This window comes from Pseudomonas sp. IT-196MI5, from assembly GCF_949767415.1.
GTDB lineage: Bacteria > Pseudomonadota > Gammaproteobacteria > Pseudomonadales > Pseudomonadaceae > Aquipseudomonas.
Genome location: NZ_CATKPZ010000010.1, coordinates 39,057 through 57,112, shown reverse-complemented (window position 1 = coordinate 57,112; position 18,056 = coordinate 39,057). Strand labels below are relative to the sequence as shown.

14 protein-coding genes and 1 pseudogene are annotated in these 18,056 nt (G+C 62.4%); 1 reads left to right on the top strand and 14 read right to left on the bottom strand.

The window, feature by feature from the left end:
- Positions 1-271 precede the first annotated feature (271 nt).
- The 14 genes and pseudogenes from ACM6IK_RS07140 to ACM6IK_RS07075 all read right to left on the bottom strand — a co-directional run.
- Positions 272-634, bottom strand: coding sequence for a DUF6124 family protein (locus ACM6IK_RS07140; RefSeq protein WP_414873733.1), 363 nt, complete (start codon positions 632-634; stop codon positions 272-274).
- Between the two features lie 493 nt (positions 635-1,127).
- On the bottom strand, positions 1,128-1,838 hold the full coding sequence (locus ACM6IK_RS07135; protein ID WP_414873732.1) for an NAD(P)H-dependent oxidoreductase: 711 nt from the start codon (positions 1,836-1,838) through the stop codon (positions 1,128-1,130).
- 79 nt (positions 1,839-1,917) lie between these two features.
- Positions 1,918-3,324 carry an aldehyde dehydrogenase family protein gene (locus tag ACM6IK_RS07130; RefSeq protein WP_414873731.1) on the bottom strand — a complete coding sequence of 469 codons (1,407 nt, stop codon included), beginning with the start codon at positions 3,322-3,324 and terminating at the stop codon, positions 1,918-1,920.
- Positions 3,317-4,507 (bottom strand): pyridoxal phosphate-dependent aminotransferase, encoded by a 1,191-nt coding sequence (locus tag ACM6IK_RS07125; RefSeq protein ID WP_414873730.1) that lies wholly within the window; start codon positions 4,505-4,507, stop codon positions 3,317-3,319. The genes ACM6IK_RS07130 and ACM6IK_RS07125 overlap by 8 nt, the downstream gene beginning before the upstream one ends.
- Before the next feature lie 24 nt (positions 4,508-4,531).
- Positions 4,532-6,139 carry a 5-guanidino-2-oxopentanoate decarboxylase gene (locus ACM6IK_RS07120; protein WP_414873802.1) on the bottom strand — a complete coding sequence of 536 codons (1,608 nt, stop codon included), beginning with the start codon at positions 6,137-6,139 and terminating at the stop codon, positions 4,532-4,534.
- Positions 6,140-6,149: 10 nt separating this feature from the next.
- Positions 6,150-8,249, bottom strand: coding sequence for an acetate--CoA ligase family protein (locus tag ACM6IK_RS07115; protein ID WP_414873729.1), 2,100 nt, complete (start codon positions 8,247-8,249; stop codon positions 6,150-6,152).
- An 18-nt stretch (positions 8,250-8,267) separates the two neighbouring features.
- Positions 8,268-9,428 carry an acyl-CoA dehydrogenase family protein gene (locus tag ACM6IK_RS07110; RefSeq protein ID WP_108215771.1) on the bottom strand — a complete coding sequence of 387 codons (1,161 nt, stop codon included), beginning with the start codon at positions 9,426-9,428 and terminating at the stop codon, positions 8,268-8,270.
- A 104-nt stretch (positions 9,429-9,532) separates the two neighbouring features.
- Positions 9,533-10,324, bottom strand: coding sequence for an enoyl-CoA hydratase/isomerase family protein (locus tag ACM6IK_RS07105; RefSeq protein ID WP_414873728.1), 792 nt, complete (start codon positions 10,322-10,324; stop codon positions 9,533-9,535).
- A gap of 354 nt (positions 10,325-10,678) precedes the next feature.
- On the bottom strand, positions 10,679-12,091 hold the full coding sequence (locus tag ACM6IK_RS07100; RefSeq protein ID WP_414873727.1) for an amino acid permease: 1,413 nt from the start codon (positions 12,089-12,091) through the stop codon (positions 10,679-10,681).
- A gap of 208 nt (positions 12,092-12,299) precedes the next feature.
- The gene (locus ACM6IK_RS07095) at positions 12,300-14,555 is read right to left on the bottom strand and encodes an ATP-binding protein (RefSeq protein WP_414873726.1); all 2,256 of its coding nucleotides are present in this window, start codon (positions 14,553-14,555) and stop codon (positions 12,300-12,302) included.
- On the bottom strand, positions 14,552-15,325 hold the full coding sequence (locus ACM6IK_RS07090; RefSeq protein WP_414873725.1) for a substrate-binding periplasmic protein: 774 nt from the start codon (positions 15,323-15,325) through the stop codon (positions 14,552-14,554). Before ACM6IK_RS07090 ends, ACM6IK_RS07095 begins: the two co-directional genes overlap by 4 nt.
- Before the next feature lie 5 nt (positions 15,326-15,330).
- Positions 15,331-16,047 carry a response regulator gene (locus ACM6IK_RS07085; RefSeq protein WP_414873724.1) on the bottom strand — a complete coding sequence of 239 codons (717 nt, stop codon included), beginning with the start codon at positions 16,045-16,047 and terminating at the stop codon, positions 15,331-15,333.
- A gap of 92 nt (positions 16,048-16,139) precedes the next feature.
- Positions 16,140-16,787, bottom strand: coding sequence for a TetR family transcriptional regulator C-terminal domain-containing protein (locus ACM6IK_RS07080; protein WP_414873723.1), 648 nt, complete (start codon positions 16,785-16,787; stop codon positions 16,140-16,142).
- 242 nt (positions 16,788-17,029) lie between these two features.
- Positions 17,030-17,122 (bottom strand): annotated as a pseudogene (locus ACM6IK_RS07075) (class II aldolase/adducin family protein); the annotation flags it as partial.
- Positions 17,123-17,171: 49 nt separating this feature from the next.
- On the opposite strand from ACM6IK_RS07075, the gene ACM6IK_RS07070 reads away from it, so the two are divergent.
- Positions 17,172-17,837, top strand: a complete 666-nt coding sequence (locus ACM6IK_RS07070) for a hypothetical protein (RefSeq protein WP_414873722.1) — start codon at positions 17,172-17,174, stop codon at positions 17,835-17,837.
- Positions 17,838-18,056 lie beyond the last annotated feature (219 nt).

Below are 18,056 nucleotides of genomic sequence, written 5' to 3'. Positions count from 1 at the left end.
TGCCACAACGGGCAAGCCTTTGGGTCGACTGGCGGCGGCAAGCGACGCCATGCGTCGCTTGCCGATCGGGTGGAGCAACTGAAAAGTGTAGTTCAACGGCTCCGCTGAGAAGGACTTCCGAACAAGCGATGGGTGTTGTGGGGGAGCGAGCTTGCTCGCGATAGCGGCGTGTCAGACAAAATAGACGTCGACTGACACACCGCTTTCGCTGGCAAGTCGGGTCGCCGCATCGCAGCTCCTACAGGTCTATCGGTGATCTGGAGATTTGTGATTATTCAGGCGGATCGAGTTGATCCAGCGCCCGGTTCACCGCCAGCTCGCCGAGCATGATCACCTGCGCAATGCCCAGCAGCGCATTGCGATTTGTTCCTTGCAGGTGATCCACCAGATCGTTGGCCATGACATTGGCCGACGCCAGTGACTCACAGGCATGCACCAGTAAGGTTTCGACATTGAGCTCGGGATTGACGATGAACATGGAGCTGGGTTTACGCGGCGTGGCCATGATGCCGAGGCCGGGGGTGAGGTAATGATCGAGGGCGCGCTCGGCGGCTTCGTGGAGTTTTTGGGAGTCGAGGTTTTCGTACGGGGATGTCGGATCGGTGTCCGGGGGATTGGGTGTGACTTTGAACATAGTGAAACTCCATATGTGATAAATGGAGCCATCACTCTCGCTACCAAACGATGGGTGGTGGCCATACGAAGGTTGGTAGACCGGCCCACATGGAAAAACCGGCGCGCCCGAGAGCGCCCTACGCATGGCCACCATTAAAACAATTGCCAAAAAGGCGCCTGTCCATAGGTGATGCTACGCGTATGTGGAAGACGGGCTACCAAACCCGATCGCTACTGTTTTGCAGCGACCGGCAAACGATAGAACCCGGCTCCGAGACGCACAAGCCGGCGGATTCTGGCGTAGCTGTAGGCAATGACGCAAGCCGTTGTAGCTTGCCAGACGTAACGCTGACACCCGCTAAACAACCTCTTAAACACCCCCAAATAGGACAGCCAACACAAAGAACTGTAGGAGCGAGCCTGCTCGCGATGAGGGCGTGTCAGTCAACATCTTGCTTACTGACCCACCGCTATCGCGAGCAGGCTCGCTCCTACAGGGTATGAGGTGTCAGTCAGGCATTGGTGGTCAGCGGATAGAGCTTGTCATCGAACTGCGCCAGCTTCGGAAACACCAGTGGCTGATCGTCACTCAGGTGTTGCAGGCGCTGGCTGTAATCAACCAGAAATTGCTGGCGCGCCTCTTCACTGATGTACGGCACGTGCCAGGCCACGAACGGCTCCAGCACATCAAAACCAACATAAGCCAGGGTGCCACGCAAAATCGGCCGCAGCATGTCCTCCAGCGGGCCATGAATCGCGCCTTCGCCAAACATGTGTTCGCGCCCGCCAAGGGTCACGGTCACCAGTGCCTTCTTGCCGGCCAGACCGCCCTGATCGTAGAAGCGCTTGCCGCCGTAGCAGATGCCCGACACCAGCACCCGGTCGATCCAGCCCTTGAGCATCGCCGGGGCGGAGAACCAGAAGATCGGGAAGTTGAGGATCAGCAGGTCGGCCCACAGCAGTTTGTCCAGTTCCGCCTGGATGTCCGCCGCCAGCGACTGGCTTTTCACGCCAAGACGTTGCTCCAGGGCATAGACCAGGTACTCCGGGTTTTCCCGGTTCGAGAAGTCCGCGTCGCTGGCCACCGGGTTCCAGTTCATTTTGTACAGGTCGCTGACCTGCACTTCGTGACCCTGGGCTTCGAGGGTGGCGACAGCCTGGTCCCGCAGGGCGGCGGTGAAGGATTGCGGCTCCGGGTGGGCGTGGACGATCAGTACTTTCATGGTAATTCCTTAGACTTTTTCCAGCGTATCGATTGAAGGTGTGGAGCAGTGGGAGATGAACAGTTCGAGTCGCCAACCGTCACACCTGGATCGCCTTCACTTCGACGAATTCGTTCAACCCCTCCTCACCCCATTCGCGACCGTTACCCGACTGTTTGTAGCCACCGAACGGCGCCTGATAATTGAACGCCGCGCCATTGAGGAAGCACTGACCGGCGCGCATCTGCCGGCCCAGTTGCAAGGCACGCTCGGCACTGCCGGCCCAGACGCCGCTGGACAGGCCGAACGGCGAGTCGTTGGCGATCTGGATCGCTTGCGCCTCATCGGTGTAGGGAATCAGGCACAGCACCGGGCCGAAGATTTCTTCCTGGGCAATGCGCATGCGGTTGTCGACATCGGCGAACAGCGTCGGGCTGACATAGAAGCCGCGCCCTGGCATGTCACCGCCGCACAGCAGGCGAGCGCCTTCCTGTTGGCCAACCTTGATGTAGTCGAGCACGGTGCGTTTTTGCCCGGCCGAACACATCGGGCCGAGGAAGCTTTGCGGGTCGAGGGGATCGCCCATGCGCAGGCTCAGGGTTTCGGCGAGCGCCAGTTCCAAGGCCTCGGCGTAGCGGCTGGCCGGCAGTAGCATGCGGGTCAACGCGGTACAAGTCTGACCGGAGTTGATCATCACGTCCTGCACGCCGTAGCGCACGGCCGCTGCCAGATCCGCATCCTCGGCGATCAACAGCGGCGACTTGCCGCCCAGCTCCAGGCACACTCGCTTTACCGAAGGAGCCGCCGCTTGCGCGACCCGTACCCCGGCGCCGGTGGAACCGGTGAACGACACCATGTCCACGTCCGGGTGCTTGGCCAGCGCTTCGCCGACTTTCGAGCCCGGGCCGCTGACCAGGTTGAACACCCCGGCCGGCAGGCCGATGTCCTCGATCATCTGCGCCAGCAGGAAGGCATGCAGCGGGGTTTCCTGGCTCGGTTTGACCACCACGGTGCAACCGGCGGCCAGTGCCGGGGCCAGTTTGCCGATCAATTGATGCAGCGGGTAATTCCACGGGTTGATAAACGCGCATACGCCCACCGCTTCGCGAATCACCAGCGAATTGCCGACTTCGCGCACTTCGTCCATGAGATGAGCGAGTTCGACGTACTGCTCAAGGCCGCTGATCGGCCCATCGACCTGCACCGCGCGGCACCATTGCACCGGCATGCCCAGTTCCGTGGTGATGACCGCGGCCATCTCGTCGGCACGATTGCGCAGTTGATCGGCCAGTGCACGGATGTAGCCGGCACGCACACTGGAGGGCGTGCGCGACCATGAAGCGAAGGCCCGGCGTGCAGCCGCCACGGCGTTTTCGACATCGAGTTCATCACCCAGCGGCACGCAGCCGCACACGTGCTCGGTGGCCGGGTTGATCACCTCGGCGATGCCCTGCCCCGAAGGTTTCTGCCAGCGGCCATCAATAAACAGTGTCTTGTGGTTAAGCATTAACCCGAGCCTCCATCAATTCTTGAGCACAACGAGCAATGCGCTGGCAGGCATCACGTAGCGGTTCGGCACCGACCACCAGACCGAGTCGAATGTGCCCCGCCGCGCTCGGACCAAAGGCCTCGCCAGCCAGTACCGACACGCCATGGCGATCCAGCAGACGGTCGGCAAACGCCTGGGCGCTGAGCCCGGTCTGGCGGATATCGAGCATCACGAACATCCCGCCATCGGGTTTCAACGCCCGCACGCCGGGGCAATCGGCCAGGCTGTCGCACACCAGGTCGCGACGCTGGCGATAGGCTTCGCGCATGGCATCGAGTTCCGGCAGGTTGCTTTCCAGGGCCACCACGGCGGCGTCCTGAATGAAATCCGGCGAGCCATAGAGCATGCACAACGCAAGATTTTCCAGGTGCGCGGCCAGGGATGGCGGCGCCACCACCCAGCCGACGCGCCAGCCGGTCATGGCGTGGGATTTCGACAGGCTGTTGAGGGTCGCGGTGCGTTCGGCCATGCCCGGCAGGCTCGCCGGGCTGACGTGCTCACCTTCAAACAGCAGTTCGCTGTAGACCTCATCGGAAATAAGCCACAGGTCGTGACCGATGCACAACTCAGCCAACGCGGCCCAGGTGCTGCGCGGCAGACTCGCGCCGGACGGGTTGTGCGGGCTGTTCAGTGCCAGCGCCCGGGTGCGCGGGGTGATGCGCGCGGCGACATCTTCGGGCAGCACACGGAAACCGTTTTCCGAACGCACCGGCACTGGCACCACCACGGCACCGCAAGCACCGAACACCGCTTCGTAAGTGACGTACATCGGTTCGGCGACGATCACTTCGTCACCCGGATTGAGCACGCATTGGGCCACGCTGAACAGCGCACATTGCGCCCCGGCCAGCACGGTGACCTGATCCGCCGAAACGGATTGGCCGCTGCGCTGTTGATGACGCCTGGCAATGGCTTCACGCAGGGCACGCTTGCCGCGCACCTCGGCGTAGTGAGTGTTGCCGCTGCGCAGGCTGTCGATGGCGCCCTGCACGATAGGCTGTGGCGTGTCGAAATCCGGATCGCCCACGGACAACAGCAGAATGTCTTCGCCCTGCTCGCGCAGTGCCAGGGCGCGGTAGTGAATGTCCCACGCGGCGGCGCCGTCACCGGCGATTCGTTGAGTCAGATCGGAAAAGCGCATGGCTTCATCCCCTTAAAATGCAAATCACTGCGCACAGGCATGCTTGAGTTCGATCAGGGTCACGCCGTTGCGCTTGAAGCCGTGGCGCAGGTCGGTCTGCAACTCGGTCAGGCTTTGCGGCTGGGTCACGGTGCAGCCGAACGCACGCGCGAGGGCGGCGAAATCCGGGTTGCGCGGCAGCACGCCGATGGGTTCGATATCCAGGCCGAGCATATCGTCGCGAATCTGCCCCAGGGCGTCGTTGTTCCACAGCAGCACCACCAGCGGGCTGTCCAGTTCTTCCACGGCGGTGGCCAGTTCCTGGGCGGTGTAGAGGAAACCACCGTCGCCCACCAGCACCAGGCCCGGCCGTTGCGGCGCGCCGAACTTGGCGCCGATGCCGGCCGGCAGGCCATAGCCCAGGGTGCCGTAGCCGGTCGGGTGCAGCCAGCTGCGGATGGCCAGGCTGTCGAAGGCGTAGTTGCCGGTGTAGGCCAGTTGGGTCATGTCGGTGCTGATGAACGCGTTGTCCGGCAGCTCCGCGGCGATACGGTCGAGAATCGATTGATGGATCGACTGCAGCGGGCCATGGCTGGCCTTGACCGCTTCACGCAGTGTGGCGACCGAGGCAGTGGCTGCGCCGGCGTCGCGTACGTCGGATGGCAGGCGCTCAAGCAACCCACTGAGGGTTTGTTGTGCATCGCCATGCAATGCCACCGCGCACGGATAGAAGTCGTTGAACTTGCGCGGATCGATGTCGACACGCAGCAGTTCGGCGGTCAGCGGCAGGCGTTCACGCCAGTAGTCGGTATCGGCCATTTCGGTGCCGACCGCCAGCACCACGTCGGCCTCGGCGATCAGCTTCCAGCCCGGTTCCACACACAGGGACGAACCGGCATTGAGCGGCGCATCCGGCGGCAGCAAGCCTTTGCCAGCGACGCTGGTGAACAGCGGCGCAGCGAGCCGGGTGCTGATTTCCTGTAGCTGCAAAGTGGCGTTCAACGCACCGCCACCGGCAATGATCATTGGGCGTTTGGCAGCGTTGAGTTTGGCCACGGCTTGATCGATTGCGCTGGCGGATGCCGGGCCGCGACCCGGGCGGCGCACCACCTCATTGCTCCAGTCACGGGCAATCGGCGCCGACAGCACGTCCAGCGGCACCGAGATGTGCACCGGGCGCGAGCGCTCGCTGTCGAACACCGCGTAGGCCCGGGCGATCAGTTCCGGCAGGTCTTCGGCGGTCAGCGCCACGGCCGAGAACGCGGTGATCGGCGCGGTCATCGCCCGCTGATCCTGGCACTCGTGCAGGCTGCCCCAGCCCTTGCCGAGGCTGGCGCTGTGGTTGACGCTGGAAATCACCAGCATCGGAATCGAGTCGGCGTAGGCCTGGCCAATGCCGGTGGCGGCGTTGGTCACGCCGGGGCCGGTAATCACGAAACACACGCCGGGTTTGCCGCTGACCCGGGCATAGCCGTCGGCCATGAAACTGGCGCCCTGCTCATGGCGGGTCAGCACGTGGCGAATACCGCTGCCGGGCAAGCCGCGATACAGCTCCAGGGTGTGTACGCCGGGGATGCCGAACACGGTATCGACGCCGTAGTTGGCCAACAGACGCACCAGGGCCTGGCCACCGGTCAAGGTTTTGCTTTGCATATTCATGTCCTCACTCCTGGCCGAGACGAATCAACGCATCGACCGCAGTTGTGCCCTGGGCACCGACCAACAATGGGTTCACATCGAGTTCCAGCAGGTGTGCGGCGTTCTCGCAGGCGTAATCGGCCACCGCGCGGATCGCCCTCACCAAGGCGTCCAGGTCAGCAAACTCGCGACCACGGAAACCTTGCAGCAACGGCGCACTGCGCAGGCTGAGCAAGGCATTGCGGATCGCGCCGTCTGTGGTCGGCAGCAACAGGCTGCGACTGTCCTTGAGCAACTCCACCAGAATGCCGCCTGCGCCAATCACCAAGGCCAGGCAAAAATCGTTTTCGCGTTTGATGCCGACGATCAGTTCGGCCAGTGGCGGCTTGGCCATCGGCTCCAGCAACACGTGATCGAACGGCACGCCCGGCGCGTATGCGGCGATGCTGGCGCGCATCTTCTCCAGTGCAGCACTCAATGCCGCGCTGTCCAAGAGGTTCAGCGCCACGGCACCGGCCTCGGTCTTGTGTGGCAGTTGAGCGCTGACCGCTTTGAGTACCAGCGGATAGCCCAATGCTTCGGCGTCCTTCAGGGCCATGTCCGGGGTGCTCAATACGCCGTTGGGCGTCGGCAGGCCAAAGGCTTTCAACGCCTGTTTGGAGTTCCACTCATTGAGTAAACGCCCCTCACCTTTCAATGCGCGCGGGCACAGCGGAACCAGTGCCGATTCGCCCAAAGCCAACAAGGCCTGCCGGTTGCGCTGATAACCGGCAATGCGGCCCCACGCGGCCAGACCATCTTCAACCCCCTGCAATGCCGCAACACCTTGCGCATGCAGACGCTCGCGGGCATGGGCCGGCAGCAGCTCGGGGAATGCCGAGGTGACGAAGCCGGTCTTGCCGTGGCGTTGCAGTGCCGCGCAGTACAACTCCAGCAGCAGGTCGCATTCCTTGCGCTCGCCGGTGAACTCCGAGGGGTAGTCGAGCACCAGCATCGCCGCGTCGGCTTCGGTACGCAGCGCACTGTCGAGCATGCGGTTCAAGGCTTCGCCGTCGCCCCAGATCGCCGTGGTGAAATCCAGCGGGTTGACCAGGTTGGCGTAGGTCGGCAGCACTTGCGCGAGTTCGCCGACCTGCCCTTGATCGAGTTTCGGCAGACCCAGGTCGTTGCGTTCGGCGTAGTCGGCAATCAACCCGGCGTCGCCACCGGAGCAGGCCAGCGCGATCAGGCTGTTGCCCGCTGGCAGGTTGCCGCAGGCGGCAGCCTTGAGGGTTTCGACAAAACTCACCGGGCCGCTGACACGGATCACCCCGAGACGGTCGAACAACGCGTCATACAGCGCATCGGAGCCGGACAGCGAACTGGTGTGACTCAAGGCCAGTTCGGCGCCGATCTGCGACACGCCGGTTTTCAGGGCAATGATCGGGACTCCCTTCTCCAGTGCCTTGTGCGCGGCGCGGGCAAAACCCGGCACGTTCTTCAGGCCTTCCAGATGCAGGCCGATGGCGGTGACGCGCGCCTCGTCGAGCAACACGTCCATCAGTTCAGCGATTCCCAGTTGCGCCTGATTGCCGACCGAGGCCATGTAGGCCACCGGCAGCGAACGGTCGCTCATGGACAGGTTGTAGGCGAAGTTGCCGCTCTGGGTGAGCACCGCCACGCCCTTCTCCACCGCTTTGCCGCCATGGGCCACCGGCCACAGCGCGCAGCTGTGCAGGTAGTCAAGCAGGCCATAGCAGTTGGGACCGAGCAAGGCCATGTCGCCAGCGGCCTTGAGCAGTCGCTGTTGAAGGGCCTGGCCTTCGGCGCCGGTTTCGGCGAAGCCGGAGGCGTAGCAGATCGCGCCGCCGGCGCCGATGGCGGCCAGTTCGGCCACGCAGGTCAGGGTCAGTTCGCGGTTGGTGGCGATGAAGACTGCATCCGGGCCGCAAGGCAACTCGGCAACGCTACGCACACACGGCACACCTTCAAGGCTGTCGTGTTGCGGGTTGACCAGCCACATTTGCCCTTGGTAGCCGCCCTCGGCGCAGCGTTTGAGGGCGCGAGCCATGCTGCGGCCGCCGACGAACGCCACGTGTTGCGGCGCGAGCATGCGTTTGAGGTTGTCACGAATGGTTTGGGACATGGGAATTCTCCGGGCCGATCAGCGCAACAGCGGCCGCAGCAGCTCGCGGGAAATGATGTGGCGCTGGATTTCCGAGGTGCCTTCCCAGATCCGCTCGATCCGCGCGTTGCGCCAGATGCGCTCCACCGGACCTTCGTCCATCAGGCCCATGCCGCCGAAAATCTGCACCGCTTCATCGGCGGCACGACCGAGCACTTCACTGGCGAACAGCTTGGCCATGCCGGCCTCGCCATCGGTCATGGTGCCCTGGTCCATTTTCCAGGCGGTGTGCAGGGTCAGCAGTTCGGCGGCGCGGATTTGCGTGGCCATGTCCGCGAGCTTGAACGACACGCCCTGGTAAGTGCCGATCGGCTGGCCGAATTGCTTGCGGTCCGCCGCCCATTGCAGCGACACATCCAGTGCGCGCTGGGCCTGACCGACGCAGTTGGCCGCGACCATCACCCGCCCGGCGGTCAGCCAGGCGTTGGCCACCTCCCAACCCTTGCCGACTTCGCCCAGCACTTTGCTGGCCGGCACCCGGCAGTCGTCGAAGAACATTTCGAAGGTGTGGTAACCGCGGTTGCTCACGCACTTGGGCCCGCGGCGAATGGTCATGCCCGGGGTGTTGCGGTCGACCAGGAACGAGGTCACGGCGTTACGCTTTTTGCCGTTGTGTTCGTAGGTGTCGGTCACGGCGAAGACGATGGCGAAATCGGCGTGGCCGGCGTGGCTGATGAAATGCTTGCTGCCGTTGAGAATGAAGTCGTCGCCTTCACGCACGGCACGCGTCTTGATCGCATTGGCGTCGGAGCCGGCACCCGGTTCGGTCAGGGCGAAGCAGTCGATCTTCTCGCCCTGGATGCACGGCAACAGGTAGTCGTTGATCTGGTCGCCGGTACAGGCCATGAGGATTTTCGACGGCCGCGCGACAAACACGTGCAGCGCCCAGGACACCTTGGACAGCTCACGTTCGATCAGCGCCTGGGACAGATAGTCCAGGCCGCCACCGCCCACTTCTTCAGGCATGTTGAAGGCGTAGAAACCGGCGGCGATCGCCTTGCCGCGAATCTGCGCCGCCAGCTCCGGGGAGACCTCGTCGGCGCGGTCGACTTGTTCTTCATAGGGCAGCAGTTCCTTCTCGACGAAGCTGCGTACCGAGTCCACCAACATTTCTTGTTCTTGGGTCAGTTGGAAATTCATGCTGCTACCTGTTGTTCGTTAACTGCGAATGGGGGCGAAGCTAAAAGCCTTCGCTGGCAAGCCAGCTCCTACAGATGGGTGTGCACGGCCAAAGAAAGTCGGGGTTAGCGGCCGACGAAGGCTGCCGGGCGTTTTTCCATGGCGGCGCGCAGGGCTTCGTTGCCGTCTGCGCTGCGACCGCAGAGCAGGCCGGCGGCGAGTTCGGCTTGCAGTTGTTCCGGCAGGCTGCGGTCGGCGCCTTCACGCATGAGTTTTTTGGTCTGGGCGAAGGCGAAGGTCGGGCCGCTGGCCAGGCGTGCAGCGAGTTCACCGGTAACGGTCAGCAATTGATCGTCGGCGCAGACTTCGCCGACCAGACCGGCGGCCAAGGCACGGTCGGCGCCCCACATATCGTCGAGGAACAACAGGCGCTTGGCCTGTTCGCTGCCGATCAGGCGCGGCAGGTGCCAACTGGCGCCGGCGTCCGGCGAGTAGGCCATGCTGGTGTAGCCGGCCTTGAAGCGTGCCGATTGCCCGGCGATGCGCAGGTCGCAGCACAGGGTCAGGTCCATCCCGGCGCCGACGGCGGTGCCGTTGATGGCGGCGATGGTGGGTTTTTCCAGGCTGTGCAGGCGGGTCATCAAGGCGTGGGCGGTTTCGGTCCAGCCGTAGGTTTCCAGGGCGCCCCGGGCTTCGGCATCGGCCCATTCATCGAGGTCGGCGCCGGCGCAGAAGCTGCGGCCGCTACCGGTGAGCACCACCACGCGCACTGCCGGATCGGCGTTGAAACCGTCGAGCAAGCCATGCAGGTTTTTCAGCGTCGGAATGTCCAGCGCATTGCGCTGGGCAGTGCGATTGAGGGTGATCCAGGCAACGCCTGCTTCGACCTGGCTGAGCAGCGACGATTGAGTGGTCATGGGAGTCCTCGAATTATTGTGATGAGTCTGAGGTGATGCGACTTGAGGCCATACTAAACGAGTGTTCAGTAAGGCGGCAATCGGCGGGGAAATGAGCTGTAACAAGCTCTATAACTCTATAAGGTTTTGGTTTTATTGAATTTTTTATAGATGCGCGAGCGTAAGCCGTTGGCGCTGTTACAACTTCGAACAACTGGTGACAGGAGGCCAGTCGCAAATTTACCGAACGCCGCAACCCCCTGTGGGAGCGAGCTTGCTCGCGATGGCGGTACCAGGTTCAACATCACTGTTGACTGGTCTACCGCTATCGCGAGCAAGCTCGCTCCCACAGGGGGAAGTGGTTATCTGAAGGGATTACGCCGTCGGCAAGCTCGGCGTCAGCACGCCCTGACGCTTGCGCTGGATCAGGAAGTACGCGCCATAGCACAGCGCAATGAAGCCAAAGCCCCAATACAGCGACGGACGCTGGGTTTCATCCAGGGCCAGGAACACGAACAGCGAGCAGCACAGCGTGATGCACATCAGCGGCAATATCGGGAACCACGGTGCGCGGTATTTCAGGTCGCTGAGTTTGCCGCCGTCACGCAAGTACGCCTTGCGGAACTTGTACTGCGCCAACGCGATGACAATCCAGGTCACGGTGCCGGCCATGCCGCTCACCGCCATCAACACCATGAACAAGGTGTCGGCGGCGACGAAGCTGGTCATCAGCGACACCAACGCGAAGCACAGGGTGATGCTCAAGGCGCGCAGCGGCACGCCACGCTTGCTCAATGGCGACAGGCTTTTCGGCGCCATGCCGGTTTTCGACATCGCCCACAGGATGCGCGTCGAGGCATACAGGCCGGAGTTGCCCACCGACAGGATCGCCGTGAGGATCACGAAGTTCATCAGGTCGGCGGCGTAGGGAATGCCGACCATGTCGAACACCTGCACGAACGGGCTTTCCATCAGGCCGGCCTGCTGCCACGGCACGATGGCCGACAGCACGATGATCGCCAGCACGTAGAAGATCAACACGCGGAATACCACGTTGCGCACGGCCCGCGGGATGCTTTTTTCCGGTTGATCGGTTTCACCGGCGGCCACGCCCATGATCTCGCACCCCTGGAACGCGTAGACCACGGTCATCATCACCGCGAACACGGCGGATAGACCGTTGGGGAACAGCGAATCGCCGATCAGGTTGCTCGCCATCGGTGCCGGTGCGCCGCTGCTCAGGGGCATCACGCCGAAGATCACCAGCACGCCGACCACGATGAAACCGAGAATCGCCGCGACCTTGATCCCCGAAAACCAGTATTCGGCCTCACCGAAAGCGCGGGTGGCCATGGCATTGATGCCGAACAGCACCACCACGAACAGCGCCGACCAGTACCAGATCGGCACCGCCGGGAACCAGCGGGTCATCAGCATGCCGGCGGCGGTGAACTCCAGGCCCACGGTGGTGGCCCAACTCATCCAGTACACCCAACCGATCATGAACCCGGTGGCCGGGCCGATGTATTGGGTGGCGTGGGTCTGGAACGAACCGGACACCGGCATCTGTACCGACAGTTCGCCCAGGCAGACCATCACCAGGTACATCAGGAAACCCGCGACCAGGTAAGCCAGGATCGCCCCCACCGGGCCGCCCTGGTTGATAGTCACGCCGGAACCCATGAACAACCCGGTGCCGATGACGCCGCCCAACGACAGCATGAAAATGTGCCGGCTCTTCAGGGCGCGGGTCAGCTGTATGCCTTTACGATCAGTATTTTCGTTCATGTCGGCACCTCAGCAGTCAATGAGGTGTGCAGCGCGCGACAGGACGTCGCGGCGCAGGGAGGGATCAGCTTTACGGCAATTCATTATTATTATCTCCAATAAGCTTCGAAGACCGCGCTGCGGCGGTTGCGTCGATTATTGGAAAGCCATGTAAGTTCGCGTTGACCGTAAAGATCGAAGTTGTACAAAGTCGTAACAAATTTGTACGTCAGCGCTGCAACAGGCCTTCGAGGGTATCGAGCGAGTGCTGCAATTGCTCATCGAGCGTGGGGCTCAGGCGCTCGATCGCCGATTCATCGTTTGCCAGCGCCAAGGTCTCCAACGCCCTCAAGGTGGCGGCCAAGGCCCGAAAGCCCAGTGAATCGCAGCTGCCGGCCAGGCGGTGAGCCAGTTGCGCGACCTCTGTGCAGTCATCGGCGGACATGGCTTCATTCAACCCATCGCGGTGCTGGAGAATCGAGTCGCGCAGCACTGCCAGCAGACTCTGGACCTTTTGCTCGCCGAGCAGGTTGCGATGGGTCTGCAACAACGGCCAGTCCATTGCCTCATCGCTCAGCAGCGACTCGGCCACAGGCGCATGCCCTTCCAGCACCTGGCGCAGGTTTTCCAGCTTCAAGGGTTTGGCCAGGACACCGTCCATGCCGGACTCCAGATAACCGCGCACCAGCGCCGGTTGCACGCTGGCGGTCAGGGCGAAAATGCGCGCATGGCGGTTCGGCCCGTCGCTGTTGCGGATCTGCCGGCAGAGCTCGACACCGCTGATGCCCGGCAGATGCACGTCCAGCAGCAGCAGATCGAAAACCCGCGCCGCGCAGTGTTCCAGCGCCTGATCCGCTTCTTCGGCCAGCCATACCCGGTGGCCGTCCCGTTGCAGCAAGCCCTTGACCACTTCGCGGTTGAGCGCCACGTCTTCGACCACCAGAATGTTCAGTGCCGGCCCCGCCACGCGAACCGGCGCGACTTCAACCACGGCACTGGCCGGCTGCAGGCAAAGCTCGAACCAGAAACAACTGCCACGCCCCACTTCACTGTCCACGCCGATGCAGCCGCCCATCTGCTCCACCAGATGTTTGCAGATCGCCAACCCCAACCCGGTGCCGCCAAAACGCTGGGCGACTTCTTCGCTGGCCTGGGTGAAACGCTCGAAAATCTTCGCCTGCATCAAAGGGGCAATGCCGATGCCGTCGTCCGTGACACTGACCCGCAGGCGCTGCCCGGTCTGTTCGCCGGTTTCGCTGAAAAGCGCCACCTCGACGCTGACTTCGCCGCCTTCGGTGAACTTGATCGCGTTGGCCAGCAGGTTGCTCAGCACCTGGCGCAGGAACTGCTCGGCGCCGTGGTGATACTCGGCAATGCGCTGATCGACCCGGTAACTGAGGATCGTGTCGTTGTTCAGCGCGCGCGGTTCCAATAGTGTCAGTACCTCATCGAGTAACTGGCGCAGCGAGAAATCCACCGGTTCGGGATGGCTGACGCCCTCCTCCAGCTTGGCGAAATACAGCACTTCATTGAGGATCGTCAGCAAGCCTTCACCGGCTTTGTGCAAAGCGTCCAGACGCTTACCGTCCCGGGCATCCAGACGCGCGCCGCGCAACAGTTCGGCCATACCGAGGATGCCGTTGAGCGGTGTGCGCAGTTCGTGACTCATGGTCGCCAGAAACCGCGACTTGGCGAGGTTGGCCGCTTCCGCCTCGTCCTTGGCGCGCATCAGGCTGGCGGTACGGCGCTCGACCATTTTCAGCAATTCATCGCGGTTGTCCTGCAAGGCCAGGCGATCGGTTTCCCGGCGCTCGATGTCCCGCAGGATCGACCGGCGCATGTCATCCAGCGCATGGGCCACGGTGTCGATTTCGTCGCTGCCGCGGCGCTTGTCCAGGTGCAGGGGTTCCTGCCATTCACCGGCGGCGATGCGCCGGGCAAACTCGGCCATGACTTTCAGGTGCCGGGTCACCAGTCGATAAAACAGGCCCGACAAGGCAACGGCCAGACCGCAGAGGAACACCGCCATCCACAACAGGCTGGTCAAACCGGTGGCGTAGAGACGCTGGTACACCGCCCCCAGATCCGTGCTCACTTCCAGTTCGCCAAGGCTGCGCAACGGGCCGGACGGCGGCTGATAGTCCAGGGCAAAGCGCTCGATACGCAGCGGTCCCGCCGGGGTCGGATTGCCTTGTACCAGGTCGAAATCGGCGCTGGTCAAGTGCACCCGCGCCACGTCGGAGAAGTCCACCAGCCCGCGCAACTGAACGTTCAATTGCTCCTGGTTCAAATCCCAGAGGCTGCGTTCCAGGCTGGCCAGGTACCCGGCGCGGATCAGTTCCATGCGCGAATCGATGTCGCGCATTTCCCGCCGATACTCGATGTACAGTTGCACGCTGCTGGCCAGCACGGTGAAGCACAGGCTGAACAACAGAATGAACAGCAACAGGCGCCGCAACAGTCCACCGGGACGGGCGCGAATCATTGCGCATCCGCCGGCAGGTTGATCATGTCGCGGTAGGTCACTTCGCTTTCGTTGAGCCAGCGCTCGATGTCACCGGCATCGACCATGCGCTGCAACTGCGCATTGATCTCGGGCATGCGAGTGGCCAAGGGCGAGCGCCGCGACACGGCGACCCGCAGATAGTCCACGCTCAATGCCTTGGGCAAGGCAACGATGTCCTGGCCGCCGGGCAGGTTTTCCACGTACAGCTGGCCGGTGCGCCGCTCCTGGGTGATGAAGTCGATGCGCCCGCGAATCAGCTTGCCGAAGTTCTGGTGGCTGTCGGAAACCCATTCGATATTGTTGTTGCGCGCGACCATGCGATCGAACGCCACACCGTAGCTCTCGCCGAATAGCAGGCCGCCACGATAATGGGCCAGGTCGTCCAGTTGTTCGAATTTCACCGGATGCTGGCGGTTGACGAACAGCGCCACTTCTTCACGCAATACCGGCACCGTCGAGAACAGCATGCTCTGTTCGCGTTGCGCGGTGCTGTAGGCCAGCACCACATCGACCCGGCCTTCGGCGGCGTCCAGCAGGCAGCGTTTCCAGTTGCCCAGCACGATAATCTCGACCTCATACCCCAACTGGCCGAACAGGTTTTTCACCACGCTCGGCGCCAGGCCGCGCACCTGCTTGCCGTCGCTCCAGGAGATCGGCGGGTACACCGGGTAATCGCAATAGCGAACCTTGTCCGCCGCGACGGCATGGCCAGCCACCAGCATCGCCAGCAGGCAGAGCCATCGCGCCATCAGGTTCAGGCTGCCACGCCAGCGGTGAACAGGTAACCGGCGCCATGGATGGTGATGATCAACTGCGGTTCGGCGGGGTCGTCGTGCAACTTGCGGCGCAAGCGCCCGACCAGCACGTCGATGGAGCGGTCGTTGGGCACCCATTCGCGGTTGCGGATCTGGTCCATCAACTGGTCGCGGCTGAGGGTGTGGCCGCTGTTGCGCAGGAACACGCTGAGCAACTGGTATTCGCCGTGGGTCAGCAGGGTTTCGCTGCCGGACGCATCGATCAGGCGGCGGCGGTCGGTGTCCAGCGACCAGTCGGCGAACTGCTTGACCGGCTTGGCCATCGCGACGGCAGGCTGTGGCGTTTGCGCATGACGTACCCGGCGAATCAGGTTTTTCGCCCGGGACACCAGCTCCCTTGGGTTGAGGGGTTTGATCACGTAGTCATCGGCACCGCATTCGAGGCCGACGATGCGGTCGATTTCATCATTGCGCCCGGTGATCAGGATAATCCCGACTTCCGAACGCACCCGCAGTTCACGGGTCAGGGTCAGGCCGTCCTTGCCCGGCAGGCGGATGTCGAGCATCACCAGGTCGACGTTCTGGCTGGCGAGGAAGGTTTCCGCCAGTTCCGCCGTGGCGGCGCAATGGACGTCGTAGCCTTCCTGGGACAGGTAGGCGTGCAGCAGATCGCGAATCAGCGGATCGTCATCGACGATCAATACCCGAGGAGTCATCGCTTGGTGTCCGGCTCAGGCCCGAAGGCCAGTTTCTTATTAGAGTGTTTTCCTGCATCGGCGCCAGAGAGTATCGATTGCTGAACGACTGATCAACAGTCGCTCGTCTGCACGCAGAAGCGCTGGCGTCCGCCGGCCTGCAACCCGTCGACCCAGGCCTCGCAAATCTGGATACCCTGCTCCGGGGTGAAGGTACCTGGGTTCAGCCCGTACTCCAGCCACAAGCCGTCGAGCAAGGCGCTGAGGCTGATGGCGGAGAGGTCGGCGTCGAAGTTTTCCCAGCCTTCCTCCCGGGCCAGTTCCGCCAGCACCTTGCGCAGGATGCCGCGATACTCGCCATAGGAATGATCGTGGGCCTGGTTGATGGCCTCGGCGGTTTTCACCGCGCCCCAGAACGCCAGCCAGGCATCGATCAGTTGCGGATCGAGCAGTTCGGCGGAAAACGATCCGCGGAAAAACGCCGACAAGCGCTCCCGGGCATTCGGCGCGGCTTGCTCCATGGCGTCGCGCAGCAGGGTCATGACCCGCCCGGTGATCGCCATGTAGGCCTCGGCCACCAGTTCGTCCTTGCCGGAATAGTGATGACTGATCAGCCCCACCGAGACCCCGGCCTCAGCGGAAATCTTGCGGATCGACGCGCCCTGGAAACCATGGCGCTTGAGGCACACCAGCGTCGCTTCGATCAGGTTGGCTTTGCGCAACTCCGGTTCCATGCGGGAAAAACGGGTTTCCTGATTCATCGGCGACACGCTCCTTGGTTCAATCGTTCAGGCCCGCACGGGTTAGCGGCGGGCTGAACGAATGTACAGCAAGAGCGGGCCAAGTCTCCAGTCAGTTGCCAGTCTGGTAGACCGTGGCGCGCCCATCGCGAGCAGGCTCACTCCTACAGTATTTGGGTAGTTCACAGATTTTGCGTACACACTCTTCTCCTGTAGGAGTGAGCCTGCTCGCGATGACGTCAGCCCTGACAGCCGAGGTCTCAGATCAGTCCCGATTTGTCGCCCAGGTCCGCCATCGCGCACCCGGATCGGGTGTGGGTGTGCAGCACGCATTGGGCATCTTCGCGGGCGCCGTGTTTGATTTCCCATTACTCTGGAAAATCCAGCTTGCGGAAGATCGCCCTTATGTTTCGCCCACTTCACTTTATCCTGGCCCTTTGCGTTACGTTGCTGACTGCCATCTGTGTTCCACCATTCGATGCTTATGCGCAGGCAAGTGAAAAGTCAGCCGACGCAATTCAGCCGATCCGCTCAGCGCACCCCGTATGGTTGCTGGAGCAACCTTATGCCGATAACCCCATGCTGACCGCCCGCACCTATGGCGACAGCGCTTACGGCGATTATCACGTCAATGCCACCCTGCTGGTCAGTTGCCACCCGCAAACTCAAGGCGCCGGTCTTGCGCTGCAGATCGCACCCGCCGCACTGGGCTTTGACAGCGATCCTTTTGAAGGTCCGGATGCCACTGCAGATGGCCCCTTACGCATCACCATTGGAAAACTCACCACCGTCGATCATCAGGTATCCGGTAGCTGGAACTACGGCGGTTTTTTCCAGGTCGGTGCCATCTTCGCGATCAGCACCCGCATTCCGCGCGCTGAGTTGGCCTATTGGGCGAGCGATGCTTCACGTGGTCAATCACTGAACCTTTCTTTAGCCCCGGCCAAAGCAGGTGACAAACGACTGACTGCAGCATTCTCGTTGCCAGAAAACAATGACGGGTTGAAGCAAGTCATTCAGCGTTGTCTTGGGGCAGCAAAGGTCGCGCCGCAGAAACCGAAGCGCGATTAGAAGCCAGCGCCCCTGGCCATGGACATCTCCCACATTACCCTCCCGTTTGGGCTACCCCGACTGCCTGCTCTCCTGTTGTGAATACCTTTCCCACGCCTCAGCAAGTAAATAAATAGATTGATTTTTTACTAAGGGTAAATTTCTATAGCGCAATAATAACAACGCCGAAAACCTGAATGCCTCTGTAGGAGCGAGCTTGCTCGCGATGGACGTTAACGA